This is a genomic window from Streptomyces sp. NPDC030995, from assembly GCF_055571215.1.
In genome coordinates this window covers 316,040-334,130 of sequence record NZ_JBVIFS010000004.1, presented here as the reverse complement: position 1 = coordinate 334,130, position 18,091 = coordinate 316,040, and the positions used below count along the sequence as shown (strand labels likewise).

Genomic DNA, 18,091 nt, shown 5'->3' with positions numbered 1-18,091 from the left:
GTCAGGCCTCGACCTTCACGGTGAAGTCTTCGATGACGGTGTTGGCGAGGAACGTTTCGGCCATCTTGTGGATGCGGTCGAGGGCGGCCTGGTCGACCGGTCCCTCCACCTCCAGTTCGAAGCGCTTCCCCTGACGAACGTCGGCGATCCCCTCGAAGCCCAGGCGCGGCAGTGCACGCTGCACCGCCTGGCCCTGGGGGTCGAGGATCTCCGGCTTGAGCATGACGTCGACTACGACGCGTGCCATCGGGCACTCCCGTGTGTGGTTGGTGCGAAGGCGGTTCCATCAGCGTACCCGGCCAAAATTTCTACGCGGGTAGATATCTCGGAGCCATGATCACCAGGCCGTTTCGGCTTCACCAACGCTTCGCAAAATCCCCCGGAAAACCACGCGCCCGGCATTGCGGCGGGACACGCGGAGAGAATTAACTGGGCTTCGCAATGCAATGGGAATCGCGGTACAAAGGAATCACCCAGGATTCCTGTTGAAAGATGCATTGCCCCGAAACATCCACACAGGCGACATCACCCCACGTCAGCAGGTGGTCGTCGCACGAAGGGACCGATATCCGTGGCGCAGCGCGTAGTAGTCACGCTCTCCGATGACATCGACGGCGGGGAAGCGGCGGAAACGGTCGTGTTCGCTCTGGACGGAAAGTCGTACGAGATCGACCTCAATGCGGCGAACGCAAAGAAACTGCGGAAGGGCCTGGCCCCCTTCGTGGCCGCCGGCCGCCGCCAGTCGCGTTCGGGGAAGGCCTTCAAGCACACCGCCATCGCCCCCGACCCGGCGGTCGTCCGGGCGTGGGCCCGGTCCAACCAGTACGACGTGCCTCCGCGCGGCCGCATCCCCAAGAAGATCTACGAGGCCTACAACGCGGCTCACTGAGAGCCGATTTGCCATGCCCCCCCATGCGTCCGCTAGTGTGTGGATCACGCCAAGGGGGCGGGCCGCAGGCCAGAGCCACCGAGGTCGTGCGGGTGTAGTTCAGTAGCAGAACATCCCTCTTCCAGAGGGAAGGCGCAGTGTGCGATTCCTGTCACCCGCTCTGCATCGCTTTCCGACCACCTCGGTGGATCGGGTACAGTGATGCTCGTACTGCCCCGGCAGTGCACTGCATGCGGACGTAGCTCAGTTGGTAGAGCACCACCTTGCCAAGGTGGATGTCGCGCGTTCGAGTCGCGTCGTCCGCTCTGTATGCAGAAGGCCCCGATCATTGCGATCGGGGCCTTCTTCGTGTTTCTCCCGCGGGTGACCGCGGACCCCTGACAAATGTCATTGCGGGTTATGACAGCGCGCACTGCCGACCCGTCCCGGGCGCCGCGAGGCTTGAGTCATGACTGACACCGTGATCGACGCCCAAGGCCTGCGCCGCGGTTACGCCGGAGGCTTCGAGGCCGTACGAGGCGTCTCCTTCTCCGTGGCCCGGGGCGAGGTCTTCGCCCTGCTCGGCACCAACGGCGCCGGCAAGACCTCCACCGTCGAACTGCTGGAGGGGCTGGCCGCGCCGAGCGGTGGGCAGGTCCGCGTCTTCGGGCTCGATCCGTACACGCGGCGCGCCGAGGTCCGCCCGCGCACCGGGGTCATGCTCCAGGAGGGTGGTTTCCCCTCCGACCTGTCGGTCGCCGAGACCGTCCGGATGTGGGGCGGGGTCACCACCGGCGCCCGCCCCGCGGCCGAGGTGCTGGAACTGGTCGGCCTGGGCGCGCGGTCCTCCGTACGCGTCAAGCAGTTGTCCGGCGGTGAGCGGCGGCGCCTGGACCTGGCGATGGCCCTGCTCGGCCGGCCCGAGGTGCTGTTCCTCGACGAGCCGACCACCGGCATGGATCCGGAAGGGCGCCGGGACACCTGGGCGCTGGTGCGGCAGTTGCAGGCGCAGGGCACCACGGTGCTGCTGACCACGCACTACCTGGAGGAGGCCGAGGAACTCGCCGACCGCCTCGCGATCCTCCACGACGGGGAGATCGTCCTGTCCGGCACCCCGGCCGAGGTGACCGCCACCCGGCCGGCCCGGATCCGCTTCACCCTGCCCGCCGAGGTGCCCGCGGCCCGGCTCCCGCTGGCGCTGCACGCGGCGGCCGACGGGCGGCGCGTGGAGATCCGTACCGAACGGCTCCAGGCCGACCTGGCCGAACTGCTGGTCTGGGCCCGGGAGCACGGGGTGGAACTGGACGGGCTCGACGCCCGGTCCGCCTCCCTGGAGGAGGCCTTCCTGGAGATCGCTCAGAACCGCCGGAGCGCCGGCAGCCGTACCGAGGACACGATGGCGGGGACCCGATGACCACACTGACCCTGCACCCCGGCCGACTCGCCGCGCTCGGCCGCTCCGAGCTCACCCTGCTGGTGCGCAACCGGGCCGCGCTCAGCCTGGCCCTGATGATGCCCCTGCTGATGGTGGGCGTCCTGCGCTCCAGCCTGGGCGGAGTCGAGGGCGCGCGGGACCTCGGCGAGGCCACATTGACCGGCGGGGTCGGCATGGTGCTGATCCTCGTCGTCTACATGAATCTGGTCTCGGCCTACGTGGCCCGGCGCGAGGAGCTCGTCCTCAAGCGGCTGCGCACCGGCGAGGCCAACGACCTGGAGATCCTGTCCGGGTCCGCGCTGCCCGCCGCCGTCCTGGCGCTCGGCCAGATCGCCGTCCTCGCGGTGGCCGGGGCGGCCGCCCTGGACGTGCGCATGCCGCGCAACCCGCTGGTGCTGGTGGCGGGCGTCCTCGTGGGCATCGTGCTGCTGGCCGGGATGGCCGCGGTGACCAGCTCCTTCACCCGCACCGTGGAGACCGCGGGCATCACCACGCTGCCGCTGTTCCTGCTGAGCGCGTTCGGCTCGGGGCTGTTCGTGCCGGCGGACTCGCTGCCGGACCCGGTGGCCTCGGTGGCCGAACTGCTGCCCCTGAGCGGGGTGATGACCCTCGTACGGGCCGGCTGGACCGGGGGCGCGGAGAGCGGGGAGCTGCTGACGGCGGCCGTCACCGCGCTGGCCTGGATCATGATCACGGTGTTTGCTGTCCAGCGGTGGTTCCGCTGGGAACCGCGCCGCTAGAGGCGCCAGGGGGCGCCGGAGGCGCTGGAACGAGTCGGGGGACGGGGAAGCGTGTCGAAGCTGACCGGGTGGTGGAAGAACCGCAGCAGTGCGGGGAAGGTCGAGCTGTACACGCGGTGGTCGTTCCACCTCTTCGTGCTCCTCGAGATCACGTCGTTCGGGATGGCTCCCGTGGCCTCCGCCGCCGGGAAGTCCTCCCACGTGGTGCCCCTCACGCTCTTCCTGATGCTGTGCGCCCACGCGCTGCTGTGCGGGGTGCTCTCCTCCAAGGCACTGGACTGGGTGGTGGGGCAGCGCGAACGTCCCACCAAGCTGGCGGCGGCCACGGCCGCCGTGACGGCCGTGGGCGCCCTGGCCGTCCTCACGCTGAAGGCGACCGGGAGGATCCCCGAGCCGACGGTGGCACCGATGCTGGTGACGGGACTGACCTGTTTCGCCGCCGGATCACTGGTGCTGTGCATGCGGTCGGTGCGGAGCATGCGCTACGTCGCCCCGGTCGCGGCGGCCGGGACGGGCCTGGCCGCACTCGCCCTGGGCATCCCGGCCGGGAAGGCGCTGGGGTACTCCGTCGCCGTGCTGCTGGGCTGCGTGTTCTTCAGCGCCACCTGCGGGTTCTCGGCCTGGCTGCTGAACACGGTCTACGAGCTGGACCGCTCGCGCGAGGTCCAGGCACGCCTCGCGGTGGCCGAGGAGCGGCTGCGCTTCGGCCGCGACCTGCACGACGTGATGGGCCGCAATCTGGCGGTGATCGCGCTGAAGAGCGAGCTGGCGGTGCAGCTGGCACGGCGCGAACGGCCGGAGGCGGTGGAGCAGATGATCGAGGTGCAGCGGATCGCCCAGGAGTCCCAGCGCGAGGTACGGGACGTGGTGCGCGGCTACCGCAAGGCCGATCTCGCGGTGGAGCTGGAGGGGGCGCGCGGGGTGCTGAGCGCGGCCGGGATGGACTGCCGGGTCGACTTCCGGGCCGGACGCGCACTGTCCCCCGAGGTCCAGTCGGCGCTCGGCTGGGTGGTGCGCGAGGCGACGACGAACGTGCTGCGGCACGGGGACGCGCACCGCTGCCTGATCCGGCTGACCGCGCCGGAGACCGGTTCCGTGACGCTGCTGGTGGAGAACGACGGGGCGCCCGAGACCCCCGCCGGGGCGCCGGGCTCGGGGCTGGCCGGACTGCGGGAACGGCTCGCCGCGCTGGACGGGACCTTGCAGGCGGGCCTGGTGGGCGACGGGCGGTTCCGGCTGCGGGCGGAGATACCGGACCGCGAACTGCACGGATTGGAGGTGCGGGCGTGAGCCCCGTACGCGTACTGCTCGCCGACGACGAGCACCTGATCCGCGGGGCGCTGGCCGCGCTGCTCGCGCTGGAGGACGACCTGCTCGTCGTCGCGGAGGCGGCCTCGGGCCCCGAGGCCCTCGCCATGGCGCGGGCGCACCGGCCGGACGTGGCGGTGCTGGACCTGCAGATGCCGGGGGCCGACGGTGTGAGTGTCGCCACATCGCTGAGGACCGAACTCCCCGACTGCAAGACCATGATCGTGACCAGTCACGGCCGCCCCGGGCACCTGAAGCGGGCCCTCTCCGCGGGCGTACGGGCCTTCGCGCCGAAGACCGTTTCGGCGCAGCGGCTCGCCGAGCTGATCCGCACCGTGCACGCCGGAGGCCGTTACGTGGACCCGGAGTTGGCGGCCGACGCGATCAGCGCGGGGGACTCGCCGCTGACCGCGCGGGAGGCGGAGGTGCTGGAGCTCGCGGCGGACGGGGCACCCGTCGCGGAGATCGCGGAGCGGGCCTCGTTGTCCCAGGGGACCGTACGGAACTACCTGTCCTCGGCGGCGACGAAACTGGGCGCCGAGAACCGTCACACGGCAGTGCGTCTCGCACGCCAGCGGGGTTGGGTATAGTTGTTCTCGCGCTACGGCGCAGTGCGGACATAGCTCAGTTGGTAGAGCACCACCTTGCCAAGGTGGATGTCGCGCGTTCGAGTCGCGTTGTCCGCTCAGAACGAAGAAGGCCCCGATCATCGATCGGGGCCTTCTTCGCGTTCAGGACCAGGGCAGACCGGTCAGGCGCTCGTACGCCTCGATGTACTTGGCGCGGGTCTGCGCGACGACCTGGGTGGGGAGGGCCGGCGGCGGGAGCTCGCCGTGACGGTCCCAGCCGGAGGCCGGGGACGCCAGCCAGTCGCGGACGTACTGCTTGTCGTAGGAGGGCTGCGAGCGGCCCGGCTCCCACTGGTCGGCCGGCCAGAAGCGGGAGGAGTCCGGGGTCAGCACCTCGTCGGCGGCCACCAGGGTGCCGTCCTCGGGGTCGAAGCCGAACTCGAACTTGGTGTCGGCCAGGATGATCCCGCGCTCGCGCGCGATGTCCCGGGCGCGGCCGTAGACGGCCAGGGTGGCCTGGCGCAGCAGCGCCGCCGTCTCGGCGCCGGCGGTGCGCGCGACCTCCTCGTAGGAGACGTTCTCGTCGTGCTCGCCGACCGCGGCCTTGGCCGCCGGGGTGAAGATCGGGGCGGGCAGCTCGGAGCCGTCCACGAGCCCCTCGGGGAGCGCGAGTCCGCAGACCGTACGGGTCTTCTCGTACTCGGCGAGGCCGGAGCCGGTGAGGTAGCCGCGGGCCACGCACTCGACCGGGACCATCTTCAGGTTGCGGCAGATCAGCGTGCGGCCGGCCCAGTCGGCGGGGGCGCCGGCGGGCAGGTCGGTGGAGATGACGTGGTTCGGGACGAGGTCCGCGAGCTGGTCGAACCACCACAGGGAGAGCTGGGTCAGGACGCGGCCCTTGTCCGGGATCTCGGTGGGCAGCACCCAGTCGAAGGCGGACATGCGGTCGCTGGCGACCATGACGAGGTGGCCGTCCTCGTCGCGGTAGAGGTCGCGCACCTTGCCGGTGTGGAGGTGGACGAGGCCCGGAACCTGAACCGGCTCGGGCTTTTCGACGAATCCGGACACGGGGTCTCCCTGTGGTTCTGTATGAGCGCACCCCGATTCTCGCGCACCTTCGTCCCCTCCTGTGGACAGGGGTGGGCCGGACGCGTCTCAGTCGCGCTTGCAGATCCGGTCGAGGAGATTGGCGGTGGCCCGCTGCACCCGCTCGTCGACGTGGCCGGGGCGGTCCAGGGCCGGGGACCAGGCGAAGGTGCCGGAGGCGAAGACCAGTGCGCCGCTGGGCGCCCGGTAGAGGGAGGTCTCCTGGTGGCGGCGGTGGCCCTCGCCGTCGAGGTACGGGGAGTGCGCGAGCAGGATCCGCTCCTGGTGCTCGGGGAGCTGGGTGCGCGGGAAGTACCGGTCGGCCTCGCCGGCGACCAGGCCGGGCAGCTCGTCGTTCTCGCCGGCGCCGGTGGAGTCCCAGAGCCAGTGCGTGGCGTTGCGCACGATCAGGGGTGCGGGCTCGGGGACCCGGCCCGCGTACTGGATGCCGAGCAGCTGCTGCTCCGGGCGGTCGACCTCGCGCCACAGGCTGGGGCGGCCGGGGCCGCGGCGTTTTCGGCAGGTGAGGAGCCGGTTGTCGACCCCGGAGGGGGACGGGCCGAGCTCGACCTGCCAGTACATGGTGTTGGCGGAGAGGAAGACGAGCGAGGTGCCGTGCTCGCGGGCGCGCTCGACGGTGCGGCGCATGGGGGCCGACCAGTACTCGTCGTGGCCGGGGAAGACCAGGCCGCGGTAGCGGGTGGGGTCGACGCGGCCGGCGTGCAGGTCGCGGGTGTCGGCGTAGGCGAGGTCGTAGCCGTAGCGCTCGGCCCAGCGGATGAAGTCGTAGGCGTGGCCGACGTGCAGGGGCAGGCCCGCGCCCGCGTAGGGGCGGTCGAAGGAGACGGTGATGGCCGCGTCCTGCTCGCCGAGGAGGCGGCCCTGGTCGTCCCAGGCGTGGTAGAGGCTGGCGCCGGTGCGGCCGTCCTCCGGGTAGAGGTTGTAGGCCTGCCAGGTGATGTCGGGGAGCAGGAGGAGGAGGTCGGCGGGGTGCTCGTCGCGGACCGTGAAGGGGATGTGGGAGCGGTAGCCGTCGGCGGTGGTCAGGACGGCCACGTACGCGCCGACGCTCCAGTAGGAGGGGACCTGGAGGCGCCAGGACAGCCACCAGTGGTGGCAGGAGACGGTGCGGTCCGCGGCGAGCGGGGCCGGCTGGACGATGCCGGAGAGGCGGGGGCTGGTGGTGATCTTGGAGGCACCGTCGCCGCCGTAGTGGCCGATCCGGTAGACGTCGACGGAGAACTGCTGGGGCGGGTCGACGGTGATGTGGAAGTCGATGGCCTCGCCGGGGGCGACGGCGCCGGTGGAGGCGAAGCCCTTGATCTGGCAGTGGACGTCGTCGGCCGTACGGGGGCCGCCGTTGCCGCGGGCGCGGGGGATCTGGCCGGTGCCGGCGGTCGCGGCGGCCGGGTCCACGTACCAGGGGACGACCTGCCCGGTGTCGTCGAAGTAGAGCTCACTGCCCCGGAACCAGGGCAGCGGGCCCTGTCCGAAGGGGTCGGTCACCGCGTGCGCGAGCGCACCTGACTCCCAACGCCGGATCTGGTCCGCTCCCATGACCGCTCCCCTCCCTCGCTCCCCCGAACGGGCGTGCATCGAGCCCAGCACATCACATAACGCACGCAGTCCGTCACCGTTCGTCGCGAATTGACGTGACCGGAACATTCGGATCCGCTTATCCGTGCGATGCGTCGCCCGTCGGTGGGGCGGTCTCAGACGAGGCGGACGGGCTTCTCCGGGCGGACGCCCAGGTCCGCGAGCCAGTCCCGCAGGGGGTCCGGGTTCCCGTCCTCGACCAGGCACAGCACGCGCGGCGCCAGGTCGGAGCGGCGGTCGCCGCCGACGAGCAGGACCGGCCCGTCGAGCCAGTCCAGCCCGGGTGTGGCCCCGGCCGAGTCCACGGCCGCGCAGCACACCATCGCCGTCACGTGGTCGGCCAGCAGGTCGCGACCGCTGCGCGGCGGCTGGAGCGGGAACAGCGGTACGGCATCCACGCCCCGCGCCTTCCCTGACCCGGCGGCCGGACCCGCGGCCCGCTCCTCGCGGGCCAGGTCTCCACTGAGCCGTCCGGCCAGCGCCTCCCCCGCCGAGCCCTCGCCCGCGGGGTCGGTGAGATAGCCCAGCACCCGCTCCAGCGTGGGCCCGGTAAAACCCTCCACGGTGGCGGATGCCTGGGAGCCGGAGCCGGAGCCGGAGCCGGTTGCCGCGACGGCGGTGGATCCCGCGACGGCAGTGGATCCCGCGGCTCCGGGGGAGCCGGCCGGCAGACCCGCCGGGACGGCCAGGGCGTCCAGCGCCGCGTGCAGGCGGGCCGCCTCCGTACGCCACTTGCGGTCCACGACCTCCTCCGGATACGCCGCCCAGTCCACCGGGGACCAGGCCGGCCCGGTCTCGGCCGGACCGCCGTGGAAGAGCCGCGCGGCCAGCAGCGAGGTCGCCTCGTCCACCACCCCCGGCTGCTCCAGCAGGTCACAGGCGGGGCGCTCGCCCAGCCGCGAGGTGAAGCCCTCGGCCAGTCGGTCCCGCCGGGACAGCTCGGTCAGCGCGGAGACCACCCCGGCGTCGAGATGCGCCGGCCAGCGGCCCATCCGCCAGGCGGGCAGCGCGACCCGGGTCAGCAGCCGGTCCCAGCCCGCGTAGGCGAGGCCGACCTGCTCCTGGGCGACGATGCGCAGCCCGTAATCCACACCCTGTGCACGCTCCGAGGCGGCCGCGGCCACCCCGCGCTCCATCTCGGCGGCATCGGTCCGGCACAGCCGCAGCAGCAGCCGGGCCGGCGGGGCGATCCAGCCGAGGCCGCGTCGGTTGCCCACGTCCACGGCCGCGTCCAGGCCCCGTACGAAACCGCGGGCGTCGGCTATGTCGGGGTGGGCGGAAGGACCCGTACCGGCGACGACCGGCGCGAGGACCGCCCGTAGCTCCGCGACGCGCATCCACCACAGGAAGGGCGAGCCGATCACCAGCACGGGAGCGGCGCCCGGCTCGGACTCCGGACCGGTGGCTATGCCGCTCCGGCGGTGGGCCCCGTGGGTGCGGTCCTCCAGCCAGCTGTCGCAGTCCGGGGTCAGGGCTATCGCGGAGGGCGGCGGCACGTCCATCCGGTCGGCCAGGTCCCGCACCATCCGGTAGAGATCGGGCGCGGCGGCCTCCGACAGCGGCACCGTCGGCGTCACGGCGGGGCTCGCCCGCAGCACCACCGCGGCGAACGTCCCGCCGACGACCAGGGCCAGCGCGGCGACCACGCACACGACGAGGGTCACCGCCGGCCAGTGCTCACCGGCCAGCCGGCCCGTCGTCCGGGCGGCCACCAGCACCACCGCGAGGGCGGCGGGCAGCAGCCCGAAGGCCAGGGCCCTGCTGCGCACGCGCAGCACGGCCAGAGCGCGGGAACGCGCGGACGGCACGCCCGCTTCCATGATCGAACCGGTTCCGGACACGGCCGGACCTCACCCCCTCTGCCCTGCGGCGACTTTGCTCACTCCCCCACTGTGACACCCGCCACTGACATCGCAATGCCGGTGGGCCAAGTGCCGGAATGCTTGGCAACGCACCCTAGTTGGGGCACGCCCGGGCGTCAGGCAGACAGGGGGACGATCACCCGATGGAATGGCTTTGGGTAAAGCTGGGTGCGTTCGAACGCGGCCGGATGCACTCGCACGCGAACACGCCCGCGGGCCCGGGCGCAGGATCTGCGCACCGGGCCCGCGGGTCTGCGGAGCCGCTGGTCAGCGGTGCTCGGCCGCCTTTGCGGCGATGTCCGTACGGTGCTGCGAGCCGTCCAGGCGGATGCGCGACAGCGCCTTATACGCCTTCTCGCGGGCCTGCGCCAGATCGGAACCGGTCGCCGTCACCGACAGCACGCGACCCCCCGCACTGACGACCGCGTCGCCCTCGCGCCGGGTCCCGGCGTGCAGCACGTACGCGTCGGGCGCGTCCTCGGCGGCCACCTCGGCCAGACCCTCGATCGGGTCCCCGGTGCGGGGGGTCTCGGGGTAGTTGTGCGAGGCGATGACCACCGTGACGGCCGCGTCCTCGCTCCAGCGGAGCGGGGGTTCGGCGTCGAGGGTGCCCTGGGCTGCGTTCAGCAGCACGCTCGCGAGCGGCGTGCGCAGCCGGGCCAGGACCACCTGGGTCTCCGGGTCGCCGAAGCGGGCGTTGAACTCGATGACCCGGGTGCCGCGGCTGGTGATCGCGAGGCCGGCGTAGAGCAGGCCGGAGAAGGGGGTGCCGCGGCGGCGGAGCTCGTCGACGGTCGGCTGGAGGACCAGCTCCATGACCTCGTCGACCAGCTTCGGGTCGGCCCAGGGCAGCGGGGAGTACGCGCCCATGCCACCGGTGTTGGGGCCCTCGTCGCCGTCCAGGGCGCGCTTGAAGTCCTGCGCGGGCTGGAGCGGGAGCACGGTGACGCCGTCGGTGATGGCGAAGAGGGAGACCTCGGGGCCGTCGAGGTACTCCTCGATGACCACGCGGTCGCAGCCGAGCGCGTGCGCGCGGGCGGCGGCCCGGTCCTCGGTGACCACGACGCCCTTGCCGGCCGCGAGACCGTCGTCCTTGACGACGTACGGGGCGCCGAAGGCGTCGAGGGCCGCGTCCACCTCTTCCGGAGTGGTGCAGACGTAGCTGCGCGCGGTCGGGACCCCGGCCGCGGCCATCACGTCCTTGGCGAAGGCCTTGGAGCCTTCGAGCTGCGCCGCCTCGGCGGACGGCCCGAAGACGGGGATGCCGGCGGCGCGCACGGCGTCGCCGACCCCGGCGACCAGCGGGGCCTCCGGGCCGACGACGACCAGGTCGGCGCCGAGCTCGGTGGCGAGGCGCGCGACGGCGTCGCCGTCGAGGGGGTCGACGTCCCGGAGCTCGGCCACATCCGCGATCCCCGCGTTACCGGGGGCGCAGTACAGCGCGGAGACGTCGGGGTCGAGGGACAGAGAGCGGCACAGGGCGTGTTCGCGGGCGCCGCCGCCGATGACGAGGACCTTCACGCCATGAAGCGTAGCCCGCGCTCCGGATTCCCTTTCGTGCGGCCACCCAATGAGACGGCCCTACTCGTTCGTATATTCCTCTACAACGGTGGCTCCGAGCTCGCGCACGATCAGGTCGTGTCCCGTCAGCGCGCTCTCGACGAGGTCGGGATCGTCCTCCTCCGCGAAGTCGTCCTCGGGGGCGACCGGCGGGGGCGCCTGCTGTACGGGGGGCTGCGGGGCGGAAGCCGACTGATGGGGCTGCTGGGACGGCTGGGACTGCTGGTACGGCGACTGCTGGTGCTGCTGCGGGGTGGGGGCCTGGGCCTGCGGAGCGGCGGGCGGCGGGTTGTAGGCGGGGGCGGGCGGCGCGGCGTACGAGGAGGCCTGGGCCACGGGGGCCGGGCCGCCCCCGCCGACCACGGCGTCGATCTTCCAGTTGACCTGGAACTGCTCGGCCAGGACCGCCTTGAGCACGTCCTCGCTGCCGCTGCTGGCGAAGTTGTCGCGGGCGCCGGCATTGGGGAAGCCGAGCTGGAGCGTGGTGCCGTCGAAGCCGGTGACCTGGGCGTTCTGGCTGAGCAGGATCCAGGTGAAGCGGCGGCGGTTCTTGACGGCCTCCAGGACGCCGGGCCACATCGCCTGGACCTGCCCGGCGCCGGCGGCCATGCCGGGGGAGGGTGCGGCGGGTGCGGGGCCGGCGGCGGGGGCCGGGGCGACGGGCGTGGCCGCGGGGACGCCCTGACCGGGCGCGGCCGCGCTGGGCCAGGCACCGGCGGCGGGAGCGGGGGCGGCCGGAGCCGGGGTGGCCGGGGCCACCGGAGCCGGGGTGGCCGGGGCCGCGGCTCCGGGCCAGGCGCCGGGAGCACCGCCCCCGGGCTGCGCGGCTCCGGGCCAGGCCCCCGGCGCGGGCGCGGCGGCCGCGGGCGCGGATGCGGCGGGCGCGGCGGGAGCCGGCGCGGGCTCGGGGGCCCGTACCGGCGCGGGGGTCGGCTCGGCGGCCCGTACCGGCTCGGGAGCCGCCACCGGCTCGGGAGCCCGTACGGCCGCACGCGCGGCGACGACGCCCCCGCCGGGACCGGCGGGCGCCATGGCGTGCGCCTCGGGCCCGGGTACGTATCCCATGGCGGGCTGCGGCGCGGCGGCGAAGGCGGCGGCCCCGCTGCGCTCCAGCCGGTCGAGCCGGGCCTGGAAGGACCGCTCGTCGTCGAAGGCGGCGGGCAGCAGCACGCGCGCGCAGATCAGCTCCAGCTGGAGCCGCGGCGAGGTCGCGCCCCGCATCTCGGTGAGCCCGGCGTTGACCAGATCGGCGGCCCGCGAGAGCTCGGCGGCCCCGAACACGGCCGCCTGGGCCTGCATCCGCTCCACGACATCGGCCGGGGCGTCGATCAGCCCCTTCTCCCCGGCGTCGGGCACGGCGGCCAGGATGACCAGGTCGCGCAGCCGCTCCAGCAGGTCGGCGACGAACCGGCGCGGGTCGTTCCCGCCCTCGACGACGCGGTCGACGACCTCGAAGGCCGCGGCCCCGTCCCCGGCGGCGAAGGCGTCGATGACGGCGTCGAGCAGGGACCCCTCGGTGTAGCCCAGCAGCGAGGTCGCCATGGCATACGTCACACCGTCGTCGCCGGCGCCCGCGAGCAGCTGGTCCATGACGGACATCGAGTCACGGACGGACCCGGCGCCGGCGCGCACGACGAGCGGCAGCACGCCGTCCTCGACCGTGGCGCCCTCCCGCCCGCAGACCTCGCCCAGGTACTCCCGCAGGGTGCCGGGCGGCACCAGACGGAAGGGGTAGTGGTGCGTCCTGGACCGGATGGTCCCGATCACCTTCTCCGGCTCGGTGGTGGCGAAGATGAACTTGAGGTGCTCCGGCGGTTCCTCGACGACCTTCAGCAGGGCGTTGAAGCCCGCCGAGGTGACCATGTGGGCCTCGTCGATGATGTAGATCTTGTAGCGGCTGGACGCCGGCCCGAAGAAGGCCTTCTCGCGCAGGTCACGGGCATCGTCCACACCACCGTGCGAGGCGGCGTCGATCTCGATGACGTCGATGGACCCGGGGCCGTTCCTGGCCAGGTCCCGGCAGGACTGGCACTCCCCGCAGGGGGTTGGAGTGGGACCCTGCTCACAGTTCAGACACCGGGCGAGGATGCGCGCGCTGGTGGTCTTTCCACACCCGCGCGGCCCGCTGAACAGGTACGCGTGATTGACCCGGTTGTTCCGCAGGGCCTGCATCAGCGGTGCAGTGACATGCTCCTGCCCGATGACCTCGGCGAACGACTCGGGGCGATAGCGGCGGTACAGCGCAAGGGACGACACGTCTACGAGGTTATCCGGGCCCGCCGACAACGGCGGCCCGCCAACGCCACGAAGGCCCCCCGGAACGCAAAGCGCCCCCCACGCACCCGCCAGAGCCCACTTACCCTTGCTGCCTTCCGGCCCTGGGGGAGTTGGGTGAGATAGCGCCACGTGAGGGGCTGGCCCCACCCTAGCGGATGGAGGCCCCCGGAATCGAGCCGGACCCCCACCCGCTCTCCGGCCGACGATCACGTTCGCGAGCACCCCTCAACGTCTTGTATTGTTTGCGGCGGAGGATTCGCCTAGTGGCCTAGGGCGCACGCTTGGAAAGCGTGTTGGGGGCAACCCCTCACGAGTTCGAATCTCGTATCCTCCGCCAGTGCCTCACCGGGCACTTGAAGGCCCCGACCGGGAAACCGGCCGGGGCCTTCTGCGTTCCGTGGTCTCAGTTCCAGTCTCAGAACCAGATCCGGCGCCCCTTGGATGCCCGTCTCGATCTCCGCGATCGTGATGACGCTCAGATAGAGGGCAGGAGCTGGAACCGACCTAGCCCAGGCGACGACGGCCGGGGAGGCTTCGGCCGGGTGGTGATCTCCGCGACCACATTGGTGTCGAGCAGATAGATCACTCGCCGTCCGCCGCGTCGTCATAGGAACGCTGCCCGAACTCCAGACCCTCGAACGGGGCCGCCGTAAGCCGCTCAAGGAACCCGTCGCTGCCCAGGGTCGCCCAGCGGTGAAGCATGTCGGGCAAGGCATCGATGTCGGTGTCGGCCAGCTCGGCATCGAAGTGCCCAAGCTGTTGCTCGGGCAGGGACTCGCGGATCTCCCGAATCGTCCGAAGCGGATGAGGCTCCTCAGGTCCGCGCGGCGGGAGCGGCAGATTCGGGGCAGTGCTCATGATCGGCTCCTCCACGCTGTGGTCCACGGGCCCATGCCTGAAGACCACCCTAGGCCGGGTGGCCCTGGAGAGGGCCGAAAACGACCCGAACCCGGGCTGTGACGGAACGCATCCGCCGAGTCGCCGCCAGCTGTGTCCGGCAGCCGCAGTCCGCCTGCGACAGCGACTTGCCGAACCCGCCCGGCGTCAGGGTGGGCAGGGCGCGTCCGCGGCTCGACGTCACCCGTGGGCGGGGATCTTTCGCCTCGCGAGACGTCCACACCCACCGGATGGGCCATCCTTGAGCCCGGTGCCGGACTGGCCGAGGTCCGGCCGCGGCCCGTTTCCTGGCCGGAGGTGAGGTTTCCATGGCGTCCGGATCAACGCTGACAACCTGGCTGCGCGGTCTCGACGGCCCGCGCCTGGCACGCGTGCTCGCGACACGGACCGACACCGCGTCCCCTCCGGAGCCCCGCTCGGTGGGGGAGCTGGCGGACCGCCTTCAGCGGCCGGGGTCGGTGGCACTCGCGCTGCCCCTGCTCACCCTGCCCGACTTGCAGGTGGCCGAGGCCGTGGCGGCGCTCGGGACGACCGCGTCGCGCGAGGCCCTGGCGAAGCTGCTGGGAGCGACGGCAGGCGAGGCCGGCCTCGCACTGGAAGCGGTCCTGGAGACTCTGGCCGGGCACGCGCTGGTCTGGCCGGACCACAACGGAAGGCTCCATACGGCGGCACCGTTGCGGCAGGCATGGGACGCGCCGCTCGGGCTGGACGCACCGCTTGCGGAGCTGCTGGCGGACATGACCTCCGACGGGCTACGCGGCATGTTGGCGGCGCTGGGCATCAAGCCGCCCGGCACCAAGCAGCAGCGTATGGCGGTGCTCGTCGCGCACCTCAGCGACCCCGAAGTCGTTGCCGAAGTGGTGGCACGAGCGCCCGCGGTCACACAGAAGCTGCTGACCCACCGGGCAGGGTCTGCGCCGAGGCCGCCGCAGTCCCTCGTGTTCGGGACCCCTGGCCCCGTCCTCGAACCGGGGGCGCGATGGGCACTCGACCGGGGCCTCCTGATCCAGGACCGCCGCCGATACGGTCCCGCGCGCATGCCCGTCGAAGTCGCGCTGGCGTTGCGCGGGCCCACCTGGCACGCCCCCTTCGACCCGCTCGCACCGTCTCCTCAACTGGTGTCCATCACCCCCGCCGACGTGGAGCGGGAGGCCGCAGCCGCGGCCACGGCGTTCGCGGCCCACGCCACCTCGGTTCTCTCGGCATGTTCCTCGGCTCCGCCGGCCAGGCTCAAGTCCGGTGGGATCGGCGCACGTGAGCTGGCCCGGATCGGCAAGGCCGCCCAAGCCGACGATGCCGTGGTCCGCATCACCCTGGAGACCGCGTACACGGCCGGGCTGCTGGCCCGGGACGGCGACCGCGTGGCGCCGACCGAGGCATACGACGTCTGGGCGGACCAGGAGCCTGCGGAGCGGCTGGCCATGCTGCTCCAGGCTTGGCGCGACCTGCCGCTCACCCCAACCCAGGCGCGCGACGAGGACGACAGGGCGCTCCCCGCCCTCGCGGGTGCACCACCCTGCATCGGCTGCCGCCAGGCCCGCCACGGGCTGTTCGCCGCAGCGGCGGAGCTCCCTGCCGGTCAGGGTGTGAAGGCCGCCTCCGATCTCGGACCAACGGTGGCCTGGCACCGCCCGCTTGCTGACACCTCGCCCACGGACGTAACCCCGTTCGCCACAGTGATCCGCGAGGCCGAACTGTTCGGAGTGATCGCCCGAGGCGCCCTGTCGGCTCTCGGCGCCCATCTGCTCGCCGACGACGCACAAGCACTGATCGCCACCTGCCGACGGCTGCTGCCCCTGGCTGCCGAAACGGCTCGGATCGGTGCAGACCTCACCGCCGTCGTCGCCGGCACACCGGCCGCGCGGGTCACCTTGGTCCTCGATGCCACCGCGGACAGGGAAACCAGTGGCACGGCCTCGGTGTGGCGGTTCAGCTCCGCCAGCATCCGACGGGCCCTGGACGCCGGCCGCGCCCCGGGGGACATCGCAGCCGATCTGGCCGCCATCACAGCCGGGCCTCTGCCCCAGCCCCTGTCCTATCTCATCGCCGACACCGCGCGGGGCCACGGACGCGTGCGCATCGCCCCGGCCGCCTGCGTCCTCCACGGCGAGGAGCCGGCGCTCCTGGCCGAACTCGCCGCCCACCGCAAGCTCTCCAAGCTCGGCTTGCGCCAGCTCGCGCCGACTGTTCTGGTCAGTCGTAGCTCGCTCGACACAACCCTCGCAGCGCTCCGCGCCGAGGGCTACGCCCCCGTCGCTGAAACGGCCGGGGGAACCGTACGCATCGAGAAGGTCCGGCCCCAGCGGGCGGCCGCTCCTGTTCCGGCCCCTCGGCAGACCGGCGACAAGCACGGCACCCCAAACACGGCCATCCGCACGTCGAAGGTCCCGGGCGGCGCCGACATTGATGATCTGGCTGTCCGACTGCTGGCCGCACCACCGACCGCGCCGGAACCCGACCCCTTCGGCAGCGGAGTCCCCTTCGGAACGGACACCGAGGAGATCGTCGCCGGATACGCGAAGCACCTGTCGTACAGCGATGTCCGCCAGCTCGCCCAAGCCATCGACGCCGGCACCTCCATCACGGTCGAATATGTCGCGACCTCGGGCAGTCGCACCGTCCGCACCCTGAGCAGCCTGGAACTCGACCCGCCCTACCTGGAAGCCTGGTGCCACCTGCGCGAAGCCGAGCGCGTCTTCACGCTCTCCCGCATTCACGGCGTCATGCCCCAGTAGGCCGGTCAGGCGCCCAAGGTCAGCGCTGCAGCCCGAGCCTTCTCCCGCAGCCTGACGTCGTGGTCCGCCACGGCATGGGTCCCTGAGCTGGCTCAGGGACCCGGGACCGGTCTCAGTTCCGGTCTCATTCGTACTCGTCCAGGGCCATCCTGCGAACCCTCTGGGCTAGGTTCCGCCCCAGGTCAGGACGAGTACGACCCTAGCCGGACGGGCGTACGAACATTTGGAAAGCGTGTTGGGGGCAACCCCTCACGAGTTCGAATCTCGTATCCTCCGCCAGTGCCTCACCGGGCACTTGAAGGCCCCGACCGGGAAACCGGCCGGGGCCTTCTGCGTTCCCCGGTCCGGGTGGTCGTCGCCGCGTACACAGGTAAGGGGGGTGACACCGGGAGTATGGTCCTTTGTATGGCGACCAAGAAGATTACGGTGACCATCCCCGAGGAGCTCCTGGACGAGATCCGGGCGGAGGCGGCCGAGCGGGGCCTGTCGGCGTACGTCGCCGAGGCCCTGCGGTTCAAGCGCGATAGGGACCGGCTACAGGAGCTGGTCGACTGGCTCCAGGAGGAGCACGGCCCTGTCACTGAAGACGAGCGCCTGGCCGCGTCCGAGGAGCTGGAGGATCTCGACGCCGAGCACGAGCGCCGCCGTGCCACCGGAAGGCGCAAGGCGGGAGAGGCCGCGTGAAGAAGTGGGCCGGTGGGGGCGGGCAGCCGCCGCTGCGCACCTTCGTACTCGACTGCGAGGCCCTGTCCCTGGCCGTGCGCGGCGACCGGAGGATGATCGCCTGGCTCGACATCGCCGCCCGGGGTGAGGCCGAGGTGGTCACGTCTCCGATGACGCTGATCGAGGCCTACGACGACAGGACCACCGAGCAGCGCTGGGACTGGGTCCTCTCCCGGCTCAAAGTCGCCGAGATCGGGAAGGACGAGGCCCGCCAGGCCCGTCGACTCCTCGCAGACGCCGAGCTGCACGGCCACGAGTACGCGATCGACGCGGTACTCGCCGTCATCGCGCGGCAGCAAAAGGGGCAGGTCACCCTCTTCACGTCGGACGTGGACGACCTGGAAAGGCTGGTCCCGGACTCGATCGTCGTCAAGGAGGTGTGACCCGATGCTCTGGTCTCGCTCCCGGTCTCATTCACCCCCGTCCAGGGCCGTC

General features: G+C 72.2%; 15 protein-coding genes, 4 tRNA genes and 1 other RNA gene. 12 read left to right on the top strand and 8 right to left on the bottom strand.

What is annotated here, in order from left to right:
* Window position 1 precedes the first annotated feature (1 nt).
* Complete coding sequence (purS, locus tag ACZ45T_RS10020; protein ID WP_030009438.1) at window positions 2–247, bottom strand: phosphoribosylformylglycinamidine synthase subunit PurS; 246 nt, start codon at window positions 245–247, stop codon at window positions 2–4.
* A gap of 324 nt (window positions 248–571) precedes the next feature.
* Here purS and ACZ45T_RS10015 point away from each other — a divergent pair, with 324 nt between their 5' ends.
* From ACZ45T_RS10015 to ACZ45T_RS09980, 8 genes are all read left to right on the top strand, one after another.
* A complete protein-coding gene (locus ACZ45T_RS10015; RefSeq protein WP_468439310.1) occupies window positions 572–889 on the top strand; it encodes a histone-like nucleoid-structuring protein Lsr2 in 318 nt (105 codons plus the stop codon).
* An 88-nt stretch (window positions 890–977) separates the two neighbouring features.
* A tRNA-Gly gene (locus ACZ45T_RS10010) sits at window positions 978–1,049 on the top strand.
* Between the two features lie 72 nt (window positions 1,050–1,121).
* Window positions 1,122–1,194, top strand: a tRNA-Gly gene (locus tag ACZ45T_RS10005).
* Window positions 1,195–1,337: 143 nt separating this feature from the next.
* A complete protein-coding gene (locus ACZ45T_RS10000) occupies window positions 1,338–2,282 on the top strand; it encodes an ABC transporter ATP-binding protein (protein WP_468439308.1) in 945 nt (314 codons plus the stop codon).
* The gene (locus ACZ45T_RS09995) at window positions 2,279–3,043 is read left to right on the top strand and encodes an ABC transporter permease (protein ID WP_468439307.1); all 765 of its coding nucleotides are present in this window, start codon (window positions 2,279–2,281) and stop codon (window positions 3,041–3,043) included. Before ACZ45T_RS10000 ends, ACZ45T_RS09995 begins: the two co-directional genes overlap by 4 nt.
* Before the next feature lie 51 nt (window positions 3,044–3,094).
* Entirely contained in the window at window positions 3,095–4,333 is a 1,239-nt protein-coding gene (locus ACZ45T_RS09990) for a sensor histidine kinase (RefSeq protein ID WP_468439305.1), read from the top strand.
* A complete protein-coding gene (locus ACZ45T_RS09985) occupies window positions 4,330–4,941 on the top strand; it encodes a response regulator (RefSeq protein ID WP_468439303.1) in 612 nt (203 codons plus the stop codon). The genes ACZ45T_RS09990 and ACZ45T_RS09985 overlap by 4 nt, the downstream gene beginning before the upstream one ends.
* Window positions 4,942–4,964: 23 nt before the next feature.
* A tRNA-Gly gene (locus ACZ45T_RS09980) sits at window positions 4,965–5,037 on the top strand.
* Window positions 5,038–5,082: 45 nt separating this feature from the next.
* Here ACZ45T_RS09980 and ACZ45T_RS09975 read toward each other — a convergent pair.
* The 6 genes from ACZ45T_RS09975 to ffs form a co-directional block, all read right to left on the bottom strand.
* Entirely contained in the window at window positions 5,083–5,988 is a 906-nt protein-coding gene (locus ACZ45T_RS09975; protein WP_468439301.1) for a phosphoribosylaminoimidazolesuccinocarboxamide synthase, read from the bottom strand.
* An 87-nt stretch (window positions 5,989–6,075) separates the two neighbouring features.
* Window positions 6,076–7,563, bottom strand: coding sequence for a N,N-dimethylformamidase beta subunit family domain-containing protein (locus ACZ45T_RS09970; protein ID WP_468439300.1), 1,488 nt, complete (start codon window positions 7,561–7,563; stop codon window positions 6,076–6,078).
* A gap of 155 nt (window positions 7,564–7,718) precedes the next feature.
* Entirely contained in the window at window positions 7,719–9,443 is a 1,725-nt protein-coding gene (locus ACZ45T_RS09965) for a M48 family metalloprotease (RefSeq protein ID WP_468439298.1), read from the bottom strand.
* 288 nt (window positions 9,444–9,731) lie between these two features.
* Window positions 9,732–10,985, bottom strand: a complete 1,254-nt coding sequence (gene purD / locus ACZ45T_RS09960; protein ID WP_468439296.1) for a phosphoribosylamine--glycine ligase — start codon at window positions 10,983–10,985, stop codon at window positions 9,732–9,734.
* Window positions 10,986–11,045: 60 nt separating this feature from the next.
* Entirely contained in the window at window positions 11,046–13,280 is a 2,235-nt protein-coding gene (locus tag ACZ45T_RS09955) for a DNA polymerase III subunit gamma and tau (RefSeq protein WP_468439294.1), read from the bottom strand.
* A 64-nt stretch (window positions 13,281–13,344) separates the two neighbouring features.
* Window positions 13,345–13,443, bottom strand: an RNA gene (ffs, locus tag ACZ45T_RS09950) — signal recognition particle sRNA small type.
* Between the two features lie 107 nt (window positions 13,444–13,550).
* Between ffs and ACZ45T_RS09945 the strand changes: the two genes are divergently transcribed.
* Window positions 13,551–13,638 (top strand) — tRNA-Ser (locus ACZ45T_RS09945).
* A 245-nt stretch (window positions 13,639–13,883) separates the two neighbouring features.
* Here ACZ45T_RS09945 and ACZ45T_RS09940 read toward each other — a convergent pair.
* Entirely contained in the window at window positions 13,884–14,159 is a 276-nt protein-coding gene (locus ACZ45T_RS09940) for a hypothetical protein (RefSeq protein ID WP_468439292.1), read from the bottom strand.
* A gap of 347 nt (window positions 14,160–14,506) precedes the next feature.
* On the opposite strand from ACZ45T_RS09940, the gene ACZ45T_RS09935 reads away from it, so the two are divergent.
* The 3 genes from ACZ45T_RS09935 to ACZ45T_RS09925 all read left to right on the top strand — a co-directional run bounded on the left by ACZ45T_RS09935 (window position 14,507) and on the right by ACZ45T_RS09925 (window position 18,039).
* Entirely contained in the window at window positions 14,507–16,933 is a 2,427-nt protein-coding gene (locus tag ACZ45T_RS09935; RefSeq protein WP_468439290.1) for a helicase C-terminal domain-containing protein, read from the top strand.
* Window positions 16,934–17,338: 405 nt separating this feature from the next.
* Window positions 17,339–17,617: a CopG family transcriptional regulator gene (locus ACZ45T_RS09930; RefSeq protein ID WP_468439288.1), complete on the top strand. Its 279-nt coding sequence runs from the start codon at window positions 17,339–17,341 to the stop codon at window positions 17,615–17,617.
* Window positions 17,614–18,039, top strand: coding sequence for a hypothetical protein (locus ACZ45T_RS09925; protein WP_468439286.1), 426 nt, complete (start codon window positions 17,614–17,616; stop codon window positions 18,037–18,039). Before ACZ45T_RS09930 ends, ACZ45T_RS09925 begins: the two co-directional genes overlap by 4 nt.
* Window positions 18,040–18,091 lie beyond the last annotated feature (52 nt).

Excerpts from the sequence above, each read along its gene's own strand:
- purS (WP_030009438.1), bottom strand. The coding sequence starts at position 247 with ATGGCACGCGTCGTAGTCGACGTCATGCTCAAGCCGGAGATCCTCGAC.
- ACZ45T_RS10000 (WP_468439308.1), top strand. The coding sequence starts at position 1,338 with ATGACTGACACCGTGATCGACGCCCAAGGCCTGCGCCGCGGTTACGCC.
- ACZ45T_RS09995 (WP_468439307.1), top strand. The coding sequence starts at position 2,279 with ATGACCACACTGACCCTGCACCCCGGCCGACTCGCCGCGCTCGGCCGC.
- ACZ45T_RS09970 (WP_468439300.1), bottom strand. The coding sequence starts at position 7,563 with ATGGGAGCGGACCAGATCCGGCGTTGGGAGTCAGGTGCGCTCGCGCAC.
- ACZ45T_RS09940 (WP_468439292.1), bottom strand. The coding sequence starts at position 14,159 with ATGAGCACTGCCCCGAATCTGCCGCTCCCGCCGCGCGGACCTGAGGAG.
- ACZ45T_RS09935 (WP_468439290.1), top strand. The coding sequence starts at position 14,507 with ATGGCGTCCGGATCAACGCTGACAACCTGGCTGCGCGGTCTCGACGGC.
- ACZ45T_RS09930 (WP_468439288.1), top strand. The coding sequence starts at position 17,339 with ATGGCGACCAAGAAGATTACGGTGACCATCCCCGAGGAGCTCCTGGAC.